The sequence below is a fragment of the Ruegeria sp. G12 genome (assembly GCF_056533565.1).
Genome location: NZ_JBQFOO010000001.1, coordinates 557,165 through 577,044, shown reverse-complemented (window position 1 = coordinate 577,044; position 19,880 = coordinate 557,165). Strand labels below are relative to the sequence as shown.

General features: G+C 57.1%; 17 protein-coding genes. 11 read left to right on the top strand and 6 right to left on the bottom strand.

Going from position 1 to position 19,880, the window contains the following annotated elements:
- The first annotated feature begins 11 nt into the window (after positions 1–11).
- On the top strand, positions 12–1,196 hold the full coding sequence (locus ACR0JN_RS02820) for a M24 family metallopeptidase (RefSeq protein WP_480884056.1): 1,185 nt from the start codon (positions 12–14) through the stop codon (positions 1,194–1,196).
- Positions 1,197–1,228: 32 nt separating this feature from the next.
- Here ACR0JN_RS02820 and ACR0JN_RS02815 read toward each other — a convergent pair whose 3' ends face one another.
- Positions 1,229–2,071: a LysR family transcriptional regulator gene (locus ACR0JN_RS02815; RefSeq protein ID WP_480884055.1), complete on the bottom strand. Its 843-nt coding sequence runs from the start codon at positions 2,069–2,071 to the stop codon at positions 1,229–1,231.
- A 107-nt stretch (positions 2,072–2,178) separates the two neighbouring features.
- Between ACR0JN_RS02815 and ACR0JN_RS02810 the strand changes: the two genes are divergently transcribed.
- Genes ACR0JN_RS02810 through ACR0JN_RS02790 form a run of 5 tightly spaced genes read left to right on the top strand, consistent with a single transcriptional unit; the run spans position 2,179 to position 6,975 of the window.
- Positions 2,179–2,778, top strand: a complete 600-nt coding sequence (locus ACR0JN_RS02810) for an amino acid synthesis family protein (protein ID WP_480884053.1) — start codon at positions 2,179–2,181, stop codon at positions 2,776–2,778.
- Entirely contained in the window at positions 2,750–3,538 is a 789-nt protein-coding gene (locus tag ACR0JN_RS02805; protein ID WP_480884051.1) for an alpha/beta fold hydrolase, read from the top strand. Before ACR0JN_RS02810 ends, ACR0JN_RS02805 begins: the two co-directional genes overlap by 29 nt.
- Complete coding sequence (locus ACR0JN_RS02800; RefSeq protein WP_480884049.1) at positions 3,535–4,452, top strand: flavin reductase family protein; 918 nt, start codon at positions 3,535–3,537, stop codon at positions 4,450–4,452. The genes ACR0JN_RS02805 and ACR0JN_RS02800 overlap by 4 nt, the downstream gene beginning before the upstream one ends.
- A gap of 3 nt (positions 4,453–4,455) precedes the next feature.
- Entirely contained in the window at positions 4,456–5,490 is a 1,035-nt protein-coding gene (locus ACR0JN_RS02795) for an LLM class flavin-dependent oxidoreductase (protein WP_480884047.1), read from the top strand.
- 9 nt (positions 5,491–5,499) lie between these two features.
- Positions 5,500–6,975, top strand: coding sequence for an aldehyde dehydrogenase (locus tag ACR0JN_RS02790; RefSeq protein WP_480884046.1), 1,476 nt, complete (start codon positions 5,500–5,502; stop codon positions 6,973–6,975).
- Positions 6,976–7,178: 203 nt separating this feature from the next.
- Here ACR0JN_RS02790 and ACR0JN_RS02785 read toward each other — a convergent pair whose 3' ends face one another.
- On the bottom strand, positions 7,179–7,784 hold the full coding sequence (locus ACR0JN_RS02785; protein ID WP_480884044.1) for a DedA family protein: 606 nt from the start codon (positions 7,782–7,784) through the stop codon (positions 7,179–7,181).
- A gap of 246 nt (positions 7,785–8,030) precedes the next feature.
- Between ACR0JN_RS02785 and ACR0JN_RS02780 the strand changes: the two genes are divergently transcribed.
- Positions 8,031–8,609 carry an SH3 domain-containing protein gene (locus ACR0JN_RS02780; RefSeq protein ID WP_480884042.1) on the top strand — a complete coding sequence of 193 codons (579 nt, stop codon included), beginning with the start codon at positions 8,031–8,033 and terminating at the stop codon, positions 8,607–8,609.
- A 295-nt stretch (positions 8,610–8,904) separates the two neighbouring features.
- Here ACR0JN_RS02780 and ACR0JN_RS02775 read toward each other — a convergent pair whose 3' ends face one another.
- Positions 8,905–9,783: a LysR substrate-binding domain-containing protein gene (locus tag ACR0JN_RS02775; protein WP_480884040.1), complete on the bottom strand. Its 879-nt coding sequence runs from the start codon at positions 9,781–9,783 to the stop codon at positions 8,905–8,907.
- Positions 9,784–9,901: 118 nt separating this feature from the next.
- Here ACR0JN_RS02775 and ACR0JN_RS02770 point away from each other — a divergent pair, with 118 nt between their 5' ends.
- Both ACR0JN_RS02770 and ACR0JN_RS02765 read left to right on the top strand, forming a co-directional pair.
- Positions 9,902–10,651 carry an SDR family oxidoreductase gene (locus ACR0JN_RS02770; protein ID WP_480817477.1) on the top strand — a complete coding sequence of 250 codons (750 nt, stop codon included), beginning with the start codon at positions 9,902–9,904 and terminating at the stop codon, positions 10,649–10,651.
- A 17-nt stretch (positions 10,652–10,668) separates the two neighbouring features.
- Positions 10,669–11,058 (top strand): ectoine synthase, encoded by a 390-nt coding sequence (locus tag ACR0JN_RS02765; RefSeq protein WP_480884038.1) that lies wholly within the window; start codon positions 10,669–10,671, stop codon positions 11,056–11,058.
- 60 nt (positions 11,059–11,118) lie between these two features.
- Here the strand turns inward: ACR0JN_RS02765 and ACR0JN_RS02760 are convergent, their stop codons facing one another.
- Positions 11,119–12,771 carry an adenylate/guanylate cyclase domain-containing protein gene (locus ACR0JN_RS02760; RefSeq protein WP_480884036.1) on the bottom strand — a complete coding sequence of 551 codons (1,653 nt, stop codon included), beginning with the start codon at positions 12,769–12,771 and terminating at the stop codon, positions 11,119–11,121.
- A gap of 305 nt (positions 12,772–13,076) precedes the next feature.
- Here ACR0JN_RS02760 and ACR0JN_RS02755 point away from each other — a divergent pair, with 305 nt between their 5' ends.
- Positions 13,077–14,036 (top strand): LuxR C-terminal-related transcriptional regulator, encoded by a 960-nt coding sequence (locus ACR0JN_RS02755; RefSeq protein ID WP_480884035.1) that lies wholly within the window; start codon positions 13,077–13,079, stop codon positions 14,034–14,036.
- A gap of 117 nt (positions 14,037–14,153) precedes the next feature.
- Positions 14,154–15,146, top strand: a complete 993-nt coding sequence (locus ACR0JN_RS02750) for an MBL fold metallo-hydrolase (protein WP_480884033.1) — start codon at positions 14,154–14,156, stop codon at positions 15,144–15,146.
- Between the two features lie 436 nt (positions 15,147–15,582).
- On the opposite strand, the gene ACR0JN_RS02745 is transcribed toward ACR0JN_RS02750, so the two are convergent.
- Entirely contained in the window at positions 15,583–18,702 is a 3,120-nt protein-coding gene (locus tag ACR0JN_RS02745) for an efflux RND transporter permease subunit (RefSeq protein WP_480884031.1), read from the bottom strand.
- Positions 18,703–19,848 carry an efflux RND transporter periplasmic adaptor subunit gene (locus tag ACR0JN_RS02740; RefSeq protein ID WP_480884029.1) on the bottom strand — a complete coding sequence of 382 codons (1,146 nt, stop codon included), beginning with the start codon at positions 19,846–19,848 and terminating at the stop codon, positions 18,703–18,705.
- Positions 19,849–19,880: the final 32 nt, after the last annotated feature.

Below are 19,880 nucleotides of genomic sequence, written 5' to 3'. Positions count from 1 at the left end.
CGGAGAGGCCAATGACCCATTCCGACCCAGCCTTCAGCCCGGCAGAATATGACCGCCGCCTTGCCAAAACCCGCGACGCGATGGCTGCCAAAGGACTAGACTGCCTGTTTGTCGAAGACCCCTCGAACATCGGATGGCTCACCGGCTACGAGGGCTGGTCATTCTACGTCCATCAGGGCGCTCTGATCTTTCTGGACGCAGACCCGATCTGGTGGGGACGGCAGCAGGACACAAACGGCGCGCTCCGCACAGTATGGATGAGTGACGAGCGGGTCTTGGGCTATGCAGACCACTTCGTTCAGTCGACCACGCGGCATCCGATGCAGGATCTGGCGAGGGTGATATCCGACTGTGGGCATGGGAACAGTCGGATTGGAGTAGAACTGGACAATTACTACTATTCGGCCAAGGCCCATCAGACATTGGTGGAAGAGTTGCCCAACGCAACGCTGATTGATGCAACCGCTTTGGTAAACTGGCAACGGGCCGTGAAATCCGACGAAGAGATTGCACTGATGCGCAAAGCCGCCCGTATTTCCGAGTTTGTGGTAGACGGCGTGCTTGACCGCGTTGAACCCGGACTGCGCAAAAACGAGATGGTCGCTCAGATTTACCACGATGCGATCACCGGCGTCGGAGAGGATTGGGGGGACTACGCAGCCATCGTGCCCCTTGTGCCATCGGGACCAGACGCCGCCGCGCCCCACCTGACCTGGAACGGGGACGTCTTCAAGCGTGGCGAATGCACCTTCTTCGAGTTGTCGGGCTGCTATCGCCGCTATCATGCGCCGTTCACCCGGTCGGTGTTTCTGGGCCAACCCCCGGACCAACTCAAACAGGCCGAGGCCGCCCTGGTCGAAGGGCTGGAAGCCGGTCTGGCCGCTGCTAAACCCGGCAATCGCGCGAAAGACATTGCCGCAGCGCTTGCGGCCCCACTGGAACGCGCGGGCATCGAGCGCGGTGCGCGTTGCGGCTATCCCATCGGCCTCAGCTATCCGCCGGATTGGGGCGAACGCACGATTTCGCTGCGGGCCGAGGATGAAACGATCCTGGAAGCTGGCATGACATTTCACTTCATGCCCGGGCTATGGATGGACGACTGGGGCCTTGCGATCACCGAGTCGATCCTGATCGGGGACGACGGACCGGCAGAGTGTTTGTGCAAGCGGCCCCGCAAATTGTTCGTGAAACCGTAAAGCGCGGACGGTCAGGTTTTGCACAGGACTGGTCAATCACCAACCTGCTCCAGCAACCAGCTATGAAACAGCGCGGCAGCGGGATTGGAAGCGTTCGAGGATAAATAATACCCTTCGTTGCTTTCGACCGAGTGGCCATGTGCGCGTTCGACCAAACCCGTTGCAATCGCGTGTTTCGCCAGCAGCTCACTGACCAGGGCGACACCGCCGCCATGCACCGCCAACTGCAGCGCCATACCGAATGTATCAACAAAAACGGTCGGCTGACGCTGCAAACCCTGCGTCTCAAACCATGTGTTCCACCCGGTGGATGTGCCGACGGCCTCGATCAGAGGTAGGTTAGACAGGTCGCCCACAAGCGTTGGCGATTTGAAAGCGATCAGCCGGTCCGGCGTCAGGCGTTCTGCCCCCTGCCCCACTTGCTTCTGCGACCCGAACCTGACCTGAACATCAGCTTGGGATGCATGAAAATCGTCGGGCCAGATCGCACTCAACAACCGCACGCTGATCTCGGGGTGGCGCGCAGTGAACTCGGACAGGTTTGGGGCGATAACCCATTGGGCAATACTGACAGAGGTCGCCACGGTCAAAGTATCTCCGCGAGCGCTGGCATCGACCCTTCCGGCGGCAGCGGCCAGTGCTTCGAGCGCGCTGCCAACCTCGGGCAGTAGTTTTCGCCCGGCATCGGTCAGGGCCAGGCTTCGGGGACGCCGGACAAAAAGAGAGGTGCCCAGACGCATCTCAAGTGATTTCACCTGCTGGCTGACCGCCGATTGTGTCAGGCCAATTTCCTCGGCAGCCGCCGTAAAGCTCAAGGTCCGAGCTGCCGCCTCGAAAGATCGGAACCAGGTCAGAGGTGGAAGTGATTTCGCCATTGATCAAGCCAGCCATTAGTCTTTTTACTGGCAAAGCACATAATTCAATCGTTTGTCAAAAACCCCACCCGTTTCTAACGTCAATCCGCGCGACAGGAGAGGGTGTGATGCAGCCGGACATACGTAAGATTGTGACCTACGATGAGGAGGTTCTTGTCGAAGGCTTCCGCCCTGCGGCCCCCCCGTGGCGGATGTTTGCCGTGGCCGCAGTGCTCACCAACCCCTGGGCCGGGCGATATGTCGAGGACCTCAAACCCGAAATTCAGGCTTATGGTCCCATCCTTGGCAAGATGATGACGGACCGCATGATCGCGCTGGCCGGAAGCGGCGACGCCATTGAGGCCTATGGCAAAGCCGCTGTTGTCGGGCTGAATGGCGAGGTCGAGCATGCCTCGGGCCTGATCCACACTTTGCGGTTCGGCAACCATTACCGGCAGGCGGTCGGTGCAAAATCCTATCTGGCGTTTACCAATACGCGTGGTCCGGCAAATGCGCCGATCACGGTGCCATTGATGGACAAGAACGATGCCGGACGGCGCTCGCACTATCTAACCATTCAATTCTCGATCCCGGACGCGCCGCGCGACGACGAAATCATGGTTGTTCTGGGGGCGGCAACGTCGAGCAGACCGCATCACCGCATCGGTGACCGCTATCAGGATCTCAAGGATTTGGGCCATGACGTGGACAACCCGGCCGCGGTCTGAGATCGGCGGGCTCGTCGCAATTCAAACCGGGTCCGGCCCGGATATTCTTCTGTTGCATGGCGTCGGATTAAGGGCCGAGGCTTGGGGCGCACAGTTGGACGAGCTGGCGTCAGTCGCCCGTCTGACCGCCCCGGATATGCCTGGTCACGGGGGCAGTCCCATGATCGGTAGCGATGCCGGTTTGTCAGAATACACCGATGCCGCACTGAATGTGCTGAACAGCCTCAGCGGGCCGGTGCTTGTGGTTGGCCATTCGATGGGCGCGATGATCGCGCTTGATCTGGCCACCAAAGCTCCAACGCAAGTAGGTGGCGTCGTAGCCTTGAACGCCATTTTCGAGCGGAGTGCCGAGGCGACGCAGGCGGTTCAGAGCCGCGCTGCAGAACTCGATGGCCGGGCACAAGTCAATCCAAGTAGCACTTTGCAAAGATGGTTTGGCGATGCGGAGTCTCCTGAACAGGAAGCGTGTCGCAATTGGCTGACAGCCATGAACCCAGCCGCCTACAAGCAGGCGTACACGGTCTTTGCCCATAGCCAGTTCCCCCAACCAAACGACCTGCAAAAGCTCACCTGCCCGGCGATTTTCATGACCGGCAGCCATGAGCCGAACTCCACCCCCGACATGTCGCATGCGATGGCGGGCGCGGCGTTGAAGGGGCGCGCGCAGATCGTCGAAGGGGCGGCCCACATGATGCCGATGACCCATGCAACGCAGGTCAACGCCGCCATTTCCAACTTTCTGAGTGAGGTGCACCCATGACCAAACTCGACCCGCGCGAACTTCGTCGTGCTTTCGGCAGTTTCATGACCGGCGTAACGGTTGTGACAACCCGTGATGCGGCGGGCACGCCGCTTGGCTTCACGGCGAATTCCTTTACTTCAGTTTCGCTCGACCCGCCGCTGCTGTTGGTCTGTCCGGGCAAGAATCTATCTTCGTACGACCATTTCGCATCCTGCAGCCACTTTGCCGTGAATATACTGGCCGAGGGGCAGGAAGACGTATCCAACACATTCGCGGGTTACAAAGGCGACAGATTTGCCAAAGCCGACCATCGCCTCGATGCACAAGGCGTTCCGCTGATCAACGACGCAGTCGCCACGTTTACCTGTCGAACTCGTCAAGTGGTCGAGGCCGGAGACCATTGCGTTCTGATCGGACAGGTCGAGGCGTATTCACATACCGAAAACCCTGCGCTTGGCTATGCGAACGGCAGGTATTTCAGTCTGGGTCTGGAACGCGGCGCGCTTGAACCGACGGGGCGACAGGTCGTTTGCGGTGCAATCATCGAACATGCAGGGCGTGTGTTGCTAGAAAAAACAGATAACGGTTTCAGGCCGCCCCAAGTCACTCTGTCTGACCGGCGTCAATTGCGGGACGGCCTGCGGCAAGACCTGACAGATCGCGGGATCAACGTGCGTTTGGGCGTTGCTTATTCCGTCTATGACGATGCCGCGACGCACCATGTCTATATTCTTGCCTCTGCATTGGATTTTCCGCGTGACAGCAAGTTCATGGCCGTCGCGATTAAGGACCTGGCGTCTCTCAACTTTGCGACCCCACCAATTGCCACCATGATGTCCCGTTTTGCGCTGGAAAGCCAAACCCGCGACTTTTCGCTTTACTTGGGCGACGCGCAACAGGGCGACATGCATAGCCTTTCGGAAAGGACCTGAATGATGGAGTTTTCCCTTTTTGCTCACATGGAACGACTAAGCCCCGACCAACCCCATGAAAAGCTGTATGAAGAGTTCATTGAGCTGTGCAAGATGGCGGATGAGGCGGGCATGCGTGCTGTCTGGACCGGTGAGCATCATGGTATGGATTTCACCATCGCACCCAACCCGCTGATGTCACTGGTGGATATTGCGCATCACACCAAGAATGTGCGACTCGGCACCGGCACAATCGTCGCACCGTTCTGGCACCCGATCAAACTGGCCGGCGAAGCGGCTGCGGCGGACCTTATGACTGGTGGCCGGATCGAGTTGGGCATCGCGCGCGGGGCCTATTCCTATGAATATGAACGGCTCATGCCCGGTCTGGATGCGTGGGAGGCCGGGCAGCGCATGCGAGAGATCACACCGTTACTGCCCAAGCTGTGGAACGGTGACTGCGCGCATGAGGGTGAATTCTTCCAATTCCCCGCGACGACCTCGGCCCCCAAGCCCGCGCAGCCCGGTGGACCGCCCATCTGGATTGCGGCGCGGGACCCGAACAGCCATGAGTTCGGCGTGCACAATGGCTTTAACATTCAGGTGACGCCGCTCTGGCAGGGTATGGACGAGATCGAAACGCTGATGGGCCGCTTTAAAGATGCCTGCACCAGCTATGACGGCCCCCGCCCCAAGATCATGCTGCTGCACCATACCTATGTTGGCAGCGACGATACGGATCTGGAACGGGCCGCGCAGGAATTGTCGCGGTTCTACAATTACTTCGGGGCCTGGTTCCAAAACAAGCGCCCCGTCCAGCAGGGTCTGATCCAGGAACTGACCGCTGAAGAGATGGCGGCAAACGCGATGATGGCACCTGAAAACCTGGCGCGCGATCTGACAATCGGCACCGCAGATGGGGTGACGGACCGGCTGAAACGGTACGAAGATCTGGGCTATGATGAGTACTCGTTCTGGATCGACAGCGGCATGAGTTTCGAACGCAAGCGCGCCTCGCTGGCCCGTTTCATCGACGATGTAATGCCAAAGTTTCAGTGAGGTACGGCGATGCAGAAACCACACTTTCAACTCTACATTGATGGCACATGGACCGAGGGGGCACGCGGGCAGGTGATGAACTCGCAAAACCCTGCGACGGGTCAGGACTGGTCCAGTTTCGCCTGCGCCGCGCCCGAGGACGTGGACCGTGCCATCTCGGCTGCGCGTCGGTCACTGAATGACCCGGAATGGCGCGACATGACGCAAACTGCACGCGGTAAGCTGTTGTTCCGTCTTGCGGAACTGATCGAGCAAAACGCCAGACGTCTTGGCGAGCTAGAAACGACGGATAGCGGAAAGCTACTGGCCGAAACCGCAGCCCAGACGGCCTATGTCGGTGACTACTACCGCTATTACGCGGGGCTTGCGGACAAGATCGAAGGCGCAGTGCTGCCAATCGACAAGCCGGATATGCACGTCTTTACCCGGCGCGAACCCATCGGTGTGGTGGTCGCAATCGTGCCCTGGAACGCCCAGATGTTCCTGACCGCAACCAAGCTTGGACCGGCGCTTGCCGCCGGTTGTTCGGTCGTACTGAAGGCATCCGAAATTGCGCCTGCACCGTTGCTGGAGTTCGCGTGCCTGATCGATGAAGCCGGATTTCCGCCGGGTGTTGTGTCGGTCATCACTGGAGATGCGGAAAACTGTGCCATCCCCCTCACCCGGCACCCGGACGTGGACCGGATCGCCTTTACCGGCGGGCCCGAGACAGCGCGCCATGTGGTGCGCAACTCGGCTGAGAACTTCGCGGTGACCACGTTGGAGTTGGGTGGCAAATCTCCGATCATCGTTTTTGACGATGCCAATCTTGATGGCGCGGCCAACGGCCTGATTGCGGGAAACTTCGGTGCCACGGGCCAAAGCTGCGTGGCCGGTTCTCGGGGGCTGATACACCGCCCGGTTCTGGAAGCCCTCACCGCCAAGGTCGAAGAAAAGATGCAGGGTGCCATCGTCGGAGACCCTTTGGAGCCTTCCACACATGTCGGCCCACTCTGCACCCAAGCTCAGGTTGCCAGAATTCAGGCAACCTTGGCCAAGGCCGCAGACCAAGGCGCGCGCATCCGTTTTGGCGGGGCACCGCTGGATCGGGCGGGCAACTACATGGCCCCGACGCTGGTGGAATGCACAAGCCCCGAAACCGAGACGCTGAAGGTCGAGATGTTCGGCCCCGTCATGTCGCTGCTGCCTTTCGAGACGGAAGAGGAAGCCATCGCATTGGCCAACGACACACCGTTCGGGCTTGGATCCGGCATTTTCACCGAAAACGTCGCCCGCGCCCATCGCGTTTCATCTCGTTTGAAATCGGGAATTTGCTGGATCAACACATACCGCGCTGTATCACCGATTGCACCTTTCGGTGGCTACAATCAATCCGGTTACGGCAGAGAAGCCGGTGTCGAGGCCATTCACGATTATACGCGAACCAAAACAGTCTGGCTGAACACGTCAGATCAGCCGATGTCGAACCCGTTTGTGATCCGCTGAGGGGGCGTCGGATTACTTCGAACCGGTTTCAGACGGGCCGGTAGAGGTGTCATGTTCAAACGCCAAGTCCGCACCGTTGGGCAATGTTGGCGCGAGCTAAAAAGTAGCAACCAGCACAATGGATTCACTGCTGTCCCTAGGGCAATCGCAAAGCCCAACTATGCTGTACTTTGTCAAATGCGGGTTGTTTTTGCGCCAAGGGATCAGGCCCTTTTCATCGCGCCGCGGCCAAATACAAATATCAGTACTAAGAGCACGGGTATCAAAACGGCTCCGACCAGCGAAATGTGATGCAGAACGTTGTGTAGCAGAGAAAGGTGCTGCCCGAACTGATATGCGAGTGTAGTCCAGAAAATGACCCAAACAGCCGAGCCCACCACGTTTGCAATGAAAAACTTTGCCCATGGCATGTCTGCGGATCCAGCAACCAACCCATTGAGTTGCCGCAGCAACACGAAGAAACGCGCGCAAGCCACAACATAGGCCCCGTATTTCTCTATCACGCGTTCTGCGGTTTCATACTTTGCCTCTGTGATACCGAAACGCGCCCCGTAGGTCAGTATGGCCGCTCGGCCATATCTGCGCCCAATTAAGTAGGCAACGTTATCCCCGGCAATGGCCGCAACAGTTGCAACCACTGCGACCGCGACGATATTCAAAGACCCTTTTGCCGCAAGCGCCGATGTTGCAACCAAGGCGCTTTCGCCCGGAAAGGGCAATCCAAACGTCTCAAAGAAAATCGTAGGGAACAAGGCAATGAGCCCGTAGTTTTCAACAAGACTTGCAAAATGTTCTGCGAGGTTGTGCATCTTGAAGTCAGACCCTAACGAAATCGATTGCAAGTTCTAGGTGAAAAACTTGAACCTGATACGCCAAGCTTTGCGTGCCGTTCACAAGCCCGAGCATCCGGCAAAGTAAAAAGGCTTTGAGAGGTCCGTCAAGCGGCACAACCGGGTCTGATTGAAAGCTAGCATGAACGGGGACACGAGAACCTTGACTGAAATCGCGATGAACGCTGTAGTTTCTGCAAAACCCAAATTCAAACAGGGAATCCGATGAAACAATTGCTGCTCACCATTAAGATCGCTCTATTTGTGCCGCTACTGGCAACCGCCGCCCTGTCCCAGACACAGGGTTTCACAACCACATCAGTCCACATGCGCGCCGGACCTGGCACGAATTACCCTGTTGTCGCGACGTTGCCGCAAGATGCGACGATCGAGATTTATGGCTGCCAGACAGGCTATAGCTGGTGCGACACGGGGTGGAATAGCGCCAGAGGCTGGATTTCATCCAATTACATTCTGACCGAAAGCGACGGCACAAAAAAAGTCATGAACCCAGTTGTTGCCGCCGCTCTGGGAATTGCGATTGTGGAATTCAGTCAGGCCTATTGGGAAAACCATTACCAAGCCTATCCGTGGTTCGCCTACTGGAACCAGTATTACCATCCGTACCACCCTTACCATCCCGTTCCGGGACCGTACTGCTATCACGCGCCTCAGGACCCGGCATGTCACTATGGCCCGTATTATCCCAATCGGCTGTATCAACCCGCCCCCAACCAGCATCCGCATGGAAACGGCCACGGGCATCCGCACCATCACGGCGGACACGGCCATCACCACCATTGATGCGAGGCCTCGGGTTCCGGACAATTCACCGACTGTATCGCTGATCTCGGTCAATATGAGAAATGCAAGCGCGCGCTCAACCACAAGCACGCGCCGTTTTTGAGGCAGACGTACCAGTCGATTGCGCCCATCGAAACCTAGGTAGATTCAGTTTTCCTAAGCAATGAAAACAACCCAAAGCCGGTGATCTTCCTCATGCTGTTGGGGGTGAATTCGCACGCTCTGCGCCTAAGCCGGCTTCGGAGTTTCATGCCCCATCAACCGCTTTCGAAGGGTTCCGATTTGAAAGCACAACTCAAATCGACATGAGCCATTTCTTGAAAATTCTCACCGTGACCCGCTCCTGATCGCCGGGGCGGCAGACAAAGTAGAGCGCTCGGTCCAAGGGAACGCTGGTTTCATCCAGGCGGATCAGCCGACCGAGCTCCAAATCCCTCTCTGCCAAGAGATGCCTGGCCAACGCCACGCCTTGGCCGTCTATCGCCGCCTCCAACAGAACCGCGCTGTCCACGTATTTGATGCTCTGCGCACTGATCCGATCTGTTCCAAGCCCAACTTGCGCGGCCCAGCTTTCCCAACCGACGTTGAAGGTATCTTGCAGCAATGGCAGGTCGGCCACATCGCAGGCACGCATTGGCAACTGCGTTTTCTGCACAAGAGACGGCGCAGCAACGACAACCAGTTCCTCTTTTCGTATTTGCTCATGATACAGCCCATCCCAACCGGGTTCCCCAAACCGCAGGGCGACATCTACCTCGGACGTATCGAAATCCGCGAAGGCATCATTGGTGTCCAGCAGCAATGCGATACCCGGATGTTCCTGCTGAAACGAACTGAGCAACGGGACCAGCCATTTGAGCGCCAACGATGTGGACAGAGACACCGTAATCGACTGGCGGTGATGTAACCGCTTCACCTCCATGACGCCCAGTTGCAGGGCAGAAAACGCCCCGCGTGTCGATTGATGCAGGCGTTCCCCGGCCTTGGTCAGCTCAACGCCATTGGGGCGACGGTGAAACAGCGTCACGCCGAGGTGCAGTTCCAGCAGCTTGATCTGCCGACTGATCGCCCCGTGGGTGACGTTCAGAACATCCGCTGCCTTGGTCAGGCTAGACTGGGTCGCGGTTTCGTCAAAGGCTTGAAGGGCACGAAGGTGCCTGAGGTTTTCTGCCATGTGAGGAAATCTAACAGCAAAGCCTCAAAAACTCGATAGGTGCGTTTGTACCTGCGCAATTACACTGATTTCAGCTCAAAAAACCTCACACGCTATGCGCTCAACGAAAGGAAACACCATGCCCGAGGTCAAAGTCGCTCTGATGACAGGCACAGGACAAGGGATCGGTCGGGGCTGCGCCATCGAAATGGCAAAGGCTGGATACAAAGTCTCGCTGATGTCTCCGTCCAACCGGTCTGTAGAACTGGCTGAGGAGCTTGGAGGGATTGGTCGCCGAGGCTCGGTGCTGGATGTGGACGATCTGCAAGCAATGATCGACGACACCATGAGCAAGTATGGCCGAATAGATGCAATCGTCAGCAACATGGGCCACGGCGGAACGGTGCCGGAGGCCATCAAGACGGTGGGATTTGATCCCGACTTTGATGGGCCGCTTTTGGAACTCAGCGACGAATTGTGGCACGAAAGTCTGGACATGTACGTGCTGAACGTCGTCAAAATCGCCCGCATCGTCACCCCTATTCTGATCGAACAAGGCGGCGGCGCTTTCGTAAACATCTCGTCCATGAACGCGGTCGAACCACGTGCGCCCTATCCTATGAGCATGTTGCGCGGCGCATTGCACAGTTTCTCAAAGCTTTACGGGGACCGTTACGCGCGACACAACATCCGCATGAACAACCTGCTCCCTGGGTTCTGCGAAAACGTGAACCTTTCCGAACGCGCCCGTCGGGAAATCCCCGCCCAGCGGCCCGCAACGTTCGAAGAAATTGGGCAAGCCTGCGTGTTTCTCGCCAGCGACGCAGCCCGATATATCAACGGGCAGAGTATTCTGTCCGATGGTGGTATGAATCGCGCGGTACGTTAACAAATAGGCGGTGAAACATGATCGTTACGGCACTGAGAGACATCCTTGAAACAGATCGGGACGTTTCCGGCCCGGGTTGGAGCAGCAGAAGGTTGCTGCTGGCCTCTGATGGAATGGGGTTTTCTCTGACGGATACGATCATCAAAAAGGGGGCAGAGCTTGAGCTTGAATACACCCATCATCTAGAGGCGTGTTATTGCATCGAGGGAAAGGGTCAGGTCAGGGCGTTTGACCACGAAACCTGGTATCCCCTTGAACCGTTCACCCTCTATGCACTGGATCGGCATGACCGGCACGTGGTCCGGGCTACAGACGCTGACTTGCGGCTTGTCTGCGTCTTCACCCCACCGCTAAGTGGGCGCGAGGTGCACCGCGAAGACGGGAGTTATGCGCCGGCTGAAACCTGAAATCGCTGGGGGCCTTTCCAGCCCCCGCTTTATGCTTCGGCGCAGGGTAGTTCCGATGGGCTATGCCGGGATTGGTCCGACGGGCAGATCTATGGCCTCTCTGACCGGGTCAGGCAGATGTAAGTTTTGGGCGAGGATATCTGCCTTCTCTGGCAGCGTTTCGGCCCGCTCCGCAGCTGTTTCGGCATCGGCCTGTCGCCCCGAATTTCTGAGAATCCACGCCGTCACCAACCACAAATGCCGGGAGTGCGGGCGCATTTCCGTCGCGTCCGAGATGGCCTCAATCGCTCGTTGCTGATCGCCTGCCATCATGTGGGCAATCGCCAGCGGATAAAGCCGATAGGGCAGAAAGGGATCTTCGGCGGAGCGATCGACAGCGTCAGCTAAACTCTTCTGGGCAGCCTCCCAGTTGCCCGCAATAAGTTCGGTGTAACCGCTGGCCTCCATACCCAGAACGTAGCTCGGGTTCAGCCGAATAACCCGCTCAATGTCCTTCCGTGCACCATGCAGATCACCCGCGAGGCGCGCGCGCACCTGCGCCCGCGTGTACCAGCAATAGTCCGAGCGTGGCGCGGCCTGTACAGCCTTATTCGCTGCCTCGATGATCCGCATGCGCAGGTCCGGACCAGCCTCGCGATAACAGGCCTCTAACGGGTACAGTTTGGCCTCGCACCACATGGCAAGCCCGGACCCGTTCTCGGGATCAAGGCGCAGCGCCCGCTCGAGCAGTTTACCGGCATTGTGATAATCCTCGACGGTGGCACGATAGAACAGCATGGCCGCGCGGGATCTCAGCTCGCTGGGGCTAAGTTGATCGTCCGGAATGTCGCTCAACCGGTCGCCGTCAAAGGCGTTGATCTGTAAGCGCAATGCGTCTGAAAGCTGTTCAGCGGCCCGGTCGGTCAGTTCAAACAGGTCCTGCGCATCTCCGTTCAAAAAGCGTGACCAAGTCACCTGCCCGTCGCCAAGGCGGGTCAGGGTTGAAGATATCCGTGCCTCACGGTTTCTGCATCGCAACCTGCACTTCAGGCTATAGGTCGCCTCGGTCTCGAATGTCGCATCCGTTGCGATCACGCGCACGCCGGTGCGGCGCGAAAGCCTGTGAACCAGTTGCTCTTGCAAATCGGCGCAGACCTCAAGCGTCTCTTGTGTTTCCGGGGCGCTTGTAACCGGCTCCACTGCAATCGAGGGCAAATCGGTATGCGCAATGTCGCGCGTCGCTTTGGGTCGCCACTGAAACCCGTTCACCGGATTTGCGAGGTTCTTCAGATCGAAGGTCCCGGCATCGCTGAACCCCTCGGCAAGCCGTTCGTCCAACTGCCGCTTGAGGTCTTCCGAGATCATCACACCGCCCGGTGGTGCCTCGGTCTGCAGGCGCGCAGTGATGTTGATGCCTGCACCATAAATGTCGGTCTCATCCTGAACGATTTCGCCCAGATGCGCAGCCATCCGCAGTCTTATTTTCTCATGACTGACCAATGCCAGTTGCACGGACTGGGCGGTTTCGATAGCCGCTGACACCGATGGAAAAGCTATGATCCACCCATCGCCCATCCGCTTGAGTATCTCGCCGCCGCGTCGCACGGCCTCGGGTTCCAGGTGGCTATCCCGAAGTTCACGGACCAACTCGATTGCGCCCGACTGATCCGCCTCCATCGCGGATGTGTAGCCGACCATGTCGGCCATCAAGATCACGGCAAGGCGGGGTCTCATGAGGTAAGAGTATGTCAGCGCTCAAGTTTTGTCATCTTTTGAAAGCGAACGATGCGATTGCAGGGCTTCGCCCAACTCGCCTGCAACTCAACCAATGTCGGCTCAGGCGGATTGGTATTACAACTTTGCCTCAACACCGGTCGATGACACACTGGTCTTGAAACGGGTAAGATGTTCGCAAGTAGCCGTTCTGCAAAACAGGGAATACATCGGCTTGCCGTCGGCCAGGGATAGATTGAGGTCCCTTGGCCAAACGATCGAACAGATTAATTCGCTCACAGAGTGTCAGAAGGCTGGAAGGCAAGATGGATCGACAAACGCCCGAGATACCCAAGGAAACGGTTCAAAGTTGGCAGCGAATTGTAAATCTGATCGCCAACTTGGCGGATGTGCCTGCAAGTCTGGTCATGCGAACGCATTCCCCGCACCATTCTGTGTTCGTTGCAAACGACACGAAGGACAGCCCCTACAAGGTCGGATTGCGGTTCAAGCTGCATGAAAAACTGTATTGCCACGGCGTTTTGAAACATGGCGAATTGCTGGTGGAAGATGCCACCAACGATCCCGAGTGGGCAGACAATGACGACATGGAACATGGCATGAGTTTCTATGCCGGCTATCCGCTTTATTGGCCCGACAAAACTGTGTTCGGTACGATCTGCGTTCTAGACACGCGGCGCAATCCCAAGGCGATGTTGTTTCTGGAGGGGTTGAGGGAATTTGCACGAGTCATCGAGGCCGACCTGAAACTGCTGGTCGAGGCAGACACCCGCGCGCGGCTTGAGCGTCAGCTTCAGGACAGTCTGGACCAGCTTGAAAACCGGGTAGATGAACGCACCGCCGAGTTGGAAGAGGCAAATATTGCCTTGCGCGTTCTTCTCGAGAACGTGGAGCAATCGAAGGACGAATACGAAAGACAGGTCGCTCGCAAGATAAAAGGCCTTGTGGCACCGGTCGTTGCAAAGTTGCGTGGCCGTCTGACCGGAAACCCGCGCGCAATGCTGTACTTGGACCTTCTGGAAGACAACCTAAGATCGGTTACATCCTCGGTGTCAGATCGTCTGGCTGATGTCATCGAAGACCTGACGCCCGCCGAGCAAGAGATCGCACTGATGGTCATGCGCGGGCACACCACCAAGGATATCGCGGCCACTTTGGCCCGCGAGCCAAGCACAATTGAGTTCCACCGGAACAACATTCGGAAAAAGCTTGGACTGAGAAAGTCCGGCCAGAACCTGCGCAGCAAGCTGCTTTCCATTCAGTAAACATGGGTTTTTTCCCCATGTTTTCCCCTTTCTTTTCCCATGTCAGCTTACAGTCGACGTGCTGTTAGGCTTTTCCCGGGCCGGAAGCAGAGCCCAACTTCAACGGGGAAACACAAAATGGAAAGAGAAGATCTTAACCTCAAGCCAACATTGATCAATGGTCAGAAAGACGAGTTGACACAAGGCCTATCGCGCCGATCCTTCTTCATCGCGGCCGGAGCAGCGGGCGTAGGCGGGGCTGCCTCGCTTTTGTCCACAACTTCGGCACAGGCGCAATCGACCGACTGGACGCAGCCGGGCAACAACAACGGCGTCATCGAACTGCAAAAGACCACCGGCACCGCAGTCGAAGGCGATCTGGGCATTGATTTCTACGGCCATTGTGCCTTGAAGTTTTCTTCACCGGGCGGGGCAACGGTCCTGTTCGATCCGTGGCGCGATGATCCGTCCGGGGCTTGGGGTTTGTGGTTCAAGAATGAATTCCCGGAAACTCCGGTCGACATCTGTATGTCCACCCATACGCATTTCGATCACGACGCCATTCACCGGCCTGTCTCGACTATGGTTTTGGACCGGATGGTCGGCAATTTCGAATTCGCCGACATCAAGATCACCGGGTTTGCCGACAAACACGCCTGCAAGGCTCCGGGATGGTACAATTGGACGAATGCCCTGGCCGAATTCGGTGTCGAGGCCTGCCCGCCCAACAATGTCAGCCATATGGACATGGTGGTCTATGTGATCGAGGCCGGTGGCCTGCGAACCCTGATCTGGGGCGACAACCGGCACAACCCGCCGCAGGAATTCTGGGATGCCATTGGCGAGATCGACATTCTGACCCTGCCGGTCGATGGCTCGCAACATATCCTGAGCTACGGCCAAGGCGATGACATCGTTTCGCGTCTGAACCCTAAAGTGATCATCCCAACGCACTATCTGAGCGAAACAACCAGCTACACTCTGACGACGCTTCAGGACGCGGATGAGTGGGTTAAGTCGCAAGCCAGCTACAAGATGCTGGACGGTCCCAGTCTCTCGCTCAACGCGGGCGAGGTCGCTGGAATGGACAAAGAATTCATGTATTTCGGGAACCACGCACAAACCTCGTGATGGCATAACCGTAAGGCTGCTGCCTTGTTCGGACGGAAATGAAACGAGCGGCCATGGGAAACAAAAATGGCCGCTCGTTCGTCGTTTGATTTGTGTCGCGGTGAGCGTGAGACAAAGGTCACTACCGGTCAAGTTCTACCTCAGCAAAGTATCAATCCCTGGCTGGAGTGGCACAACTTTACCCACGCTCATCAGGCTTCAACTTGTGTCAAACAGTGCCAGAAACCATGCTGGAAAACGACAAATCAGTGACCGCAGGACATCTGGTGAATTGGGTTCTTTTCGATTGAGTTCAACGAACCGGTTTGTCGGATTCAACGTTTCCGAAGCGCCAGTTTCTCCCTCAAAGTTTTGAGATTCCTCGGTACGAGTCTGAGCATTCTCCAGCGTGTCAGCTATGCCCAGAAGACCATTGAATTGGATCCGCGCGAACCATTCACCCCGAGGTCGCGTGCCTTTTTGTCAAACGCTCTCGCAGTCGTTCAATGACGACATACAAAACCGGTACAAGCACCAGGCTCAGGACCGTCGCGACAATCATCCCGCCAAAGACAGCCGTCCCAAGGGACCTGCGAGCCGCAGATCCGGCACCGCTGGCAATCACCAGCGGTATGACGCCAAGAATGAAAGCGAAGGCCGTCATCAATAGTGGCCTTATTCGGATACGCGCGGCTTCCATCGCCGAGTCCTCGATCGTAAGACCCTCCTGACGTCGGCGTCGGGCGAACTCGACAATCAGGATGGCTCCTTTGCTTGCGAGACCGATCAGCATGACCAATCCGATCTGGCAATAGATGTTGTTGTCGTAGCCGCGCAGCCACTGCGCGACCAGAGCCCCGAATATCGCAAGCGGAACCGCCAGCAATACCATCAGGGGCATAACGAAACTTTCATACTGGGCGGCCAGAAACAGAAAGGCGAAGATGACTGCCAGCGAAAAGAGGATCGGAGCGACGTTCCCGGCTTTGATTTCCTGATAGGCGTTGCCCGTCCACTCATAGGTGTACCCTCGGGGCAGCGTCTGTTTCGCCAAGCTGTCCATGGCGGCGATCGCTTGGCTAGAACTATGCCCCTCTCCGGCGGCACCGTTGATGCTGGTCGAGCGGAAAAGGTTGTAGTGATTGATGCTACGCGCCCCGATCTGCGGTTGAACCTTAACCAAAGAGCTGAGCGGAACCATACTGCCTGCGTCGTTGCGGACGTACAGCCGACCAATATCTTCTTCCGCTTGCCGGGCATCTACGTCGGCTTGCAGATAGACTTTATAAACTCTGCCGTAGACGTTGAAATCATTGACGTAAACGCCGCCCAAAAACGTCTGCAACGCATCGAAAACGTCGCCAATTGAAATCCCTTCGGTCAGGGCCTTGGTTCGGTCAAGCTCGATATGTAGCTGCGGTGTGCTTGCGGAAAACGGGCTGTAGAGGCCAGACAGCTCAGGTCGGGCATTTCCGGCCGCGACCATGTCCCTTGTCACCTGCTCGAGTTCCTGAAGCGAGCCACCGGTCGTGTCCTGCAGTTCGAACTGGAACCCGCCGGTGGGCGAGAGGCCAAAGATTGGGGGTGGGTTGAATGTGGCAAGTACGCCGCCTGGAATTTCGTCGAATTGCGCCTGCGCCTTGGCCATGATATCAGTCACGCCCTCACCCGCACCCTTCCGTTGGTCCCAGGATTCGAGAACTGCGAACAGGTTGCCTTGGTTGGGGGCGGATGTGTTTGTCAAAATGCTGAAGCCGGTGAAGGTAATTACGCCTTTGACACCGGGCAGATCATGCAGAATTTCAAAAGCCTCATCGACGACCTTTTGGGTCTGGCCCAGCGCGGTGCCTTCCGGCGTTTCCAGACTGATGATGAAATAGCCCTGATCTTCGTTCGGGATAAATCCGGCGGGGACGACGGTGAACATATAGACAGTGCCCGCCAACAAAGCAGCGAAACCCAGCGCCACTGGCTGCCAGACCCTTATGAACCAGCCAACCACCGCCTCATAACGCCGTGTGAACCAGGCAAATCCGACATCGAACTTCTGGATGATCTTTGCCTTTGGTCGTGCGCCACCCAGCAGCAACCCACATAGGGCCGGGCTGAGTGTCAGGGCATTGATGGCCGAAATCGCAACAGCGGATGCAATTGTCAGGGCGAATTGCTGGTACAGCTTCCCTGTCAGCCCGGGCATCAAGGCAACAGGAATGAAAACCGCCATCAAAACCAATGAGGTGGCGACAATCGGGCTGGTAACCTCGTCCATTGCGCGACGGGCCGCTACCTGTGCGTCCTTTTCGCCGTTTTCGATGTGCCGCGATACGTTCTCGACCACGACGATAGCGTCATCAACAACCAGACCGACGGCCAGCACGAGGCCGAACAACGTCAGCAGATTGATGGAAAAGCCCAGCGCCAGCATCAACGCGAAAGTGCCGATCAGACAAACCGGGATTGTGATCACCGGAATAAGCGCCGCTCGCAGGTTTGGCAGGAAGATGACGATGACAAAAACAACAAGCAGGATGGCTTGTCCAAGTGTCAAAAGCACATCCCGAATGGCTTCACGATCGAAATTCGTGGTGTCGTAGATAACCGTATATTCAAGACCCTCAGGGAAATCCTGAGACAGCTCGGCCATGGTTTCGCGAACCTGCGATGCCAGTTGCAAGGCGTTGGCACCGGGTAGCTGCATGATGCCAAGGCCCACCGTCGGGCTGCTATCGAGCGTTGAACTGAAGGAATAGTCCTCTGCGCCCAATTCCACACGCGCCACATCCTTGAGCCTGATGACGGCACTATCCTCGCCTACGCCCAGAACGATGTCTTCGAACTCTTCTTTGCTTTGCAGCCGGCCCTGCGCTGTCAGTGTCAGTTGGAATTTCTGGTTGTTACCGACGGGTGGCGCACCCAACGCACCAGCCGCAACTTGCTGGTTTTGTTCTGTGATCGCGTCATACACATCGGACGTGGTCAGGCCAAGGCTCGCCATCTTTTCGGGATCAAGCCAGATTCGCATGGCATAGACCCGCTCCCCCCAAACCATCACCGTACCAACACCCGGGATACGTTTCAGGCGATCCGTTATGTGAATATCCGCGTAGTTTGAGATGAACAATTCGTCGAACTGGCCGGTTGGCGAGATGAGGTTGACCCCCATGATCAGGTCAACCGACTCTTTTGTAACAGTCACGCCGGAGGCCACGACCTCGTCCGGAAGTTGCGCCATCGCCGTGGACACCCTGTTTTGCGTGTCTACGGCTGCGATACTCAGGTCGTACCCTTCCTCGAACGTAACCGTTATGTTCGAGGTTCCGTCGTTAGAGCTGGTCGAGGCCATATAAACCATGCCCTCGACACCGTTGATCTGTTCCTCAAGGGGAATGGTCACTGCCTCTTCAACGACCTCGGCGCTGCCGCCGGTATAGGTTGCGCTGACGACAACTGTCGGGGGCACGACTTCGGGGAACTCGCCAACGGGCAGCAGCGGGATCGAAATTAGCCCGGCGATCACAATCACTAGCGCGATAACCGAAGCGAAGACGGGCCTGAAGATGAAGAACCGGCTCAGCATTCAGCCATCAGCCTTGTCTGCGAATGGCTTTTTGACATCCACAGCCATGCCCGATCGGACGCGTTGTTGCCCCTGCACGATCACCGCTTCTCCGTCCTTAAGCCCAGTCTCGACGATGCGGCGACCTTCATAGTTGCGGCCAACGGTAACCCTGCGCATTTCGGCCTTGTCATCTGTACCCACGACGAAAACAAAGAAACCGGCTTGATCCTGTGCAACAGCCTCAGAGGGTACGGTGATCTGGCCTGACTGCTTGGTAAGCTGGATGTTTACGCTGGCATATTGACCGGGGCGGAGCGTTTTTTCCGGGTTCGGAAACACGGCACGCACGGCGATCGTACCTGTCGTTGGGTCAAGACCCGGTGCCGAAAAGTCAAGCGCACCTGCGTGCGGGTGTACGCTGCCATCAATCAACGCCACCTCAACCTTCAGATTTGGGTTTGCCGATCTGTATTTTTCCAGTTCTAGAAACTGCGTTTCGCTGGGGCTGACATAGACAAACAGCGGATCCATCTGGACCAGTTCGGTCAGAACGGTGTCGTTTGCCGAAACGACACTACCGATATCTTGATAAACCCGCCCGATCCGCCCGTTGATCGGGGCGGATACGGTTGCGTAGTCAAGATTGACCTGCGCCGAGTCCAACGCGCCCTGACTACTGTCGAGATCCCCTTTGGCTTGGGCCGCGTCGGTAGTTGACCTGTCCAACTGTTCCTGCGCGACCGTCCCATCACTCGCTAGTGCGGAATAACGCGCCTCCTCTCTGCTTGCAAAATCGAAACCGGCCTGGTTTTTGTCTCGCTCGCCCTTGAGGCGTCTGAGTTCAGTTGCGTAAGGGCGTTTATCTATTACGAAGAGGGTATCGCCTTTGACGATATCCGTGCCCTCTTTGAAGGGGCGTGTTTCAATGTGACCATCGACACGCGACCGAATGGACACTGTGTTGGGAGACTCGGTGCGCCCGGTCAACTTTAGAAAAAGCGGCACCTCTTCCGTCGTTGCCTGGGCGACGACAACCTTCGGTGCGGCGGCATTTGTGGCCTCCGCCTCTTTATCATAACAACCGGCAGTCAGGACCAGCAGGCCCAATACAAGAAGATGGCGGGCACCCCTCTTTTCGTCCGTTTTCCCCTGCCTTTTGCGCACTCAACCCTCCCCAAATCCAATGACCTGAATAA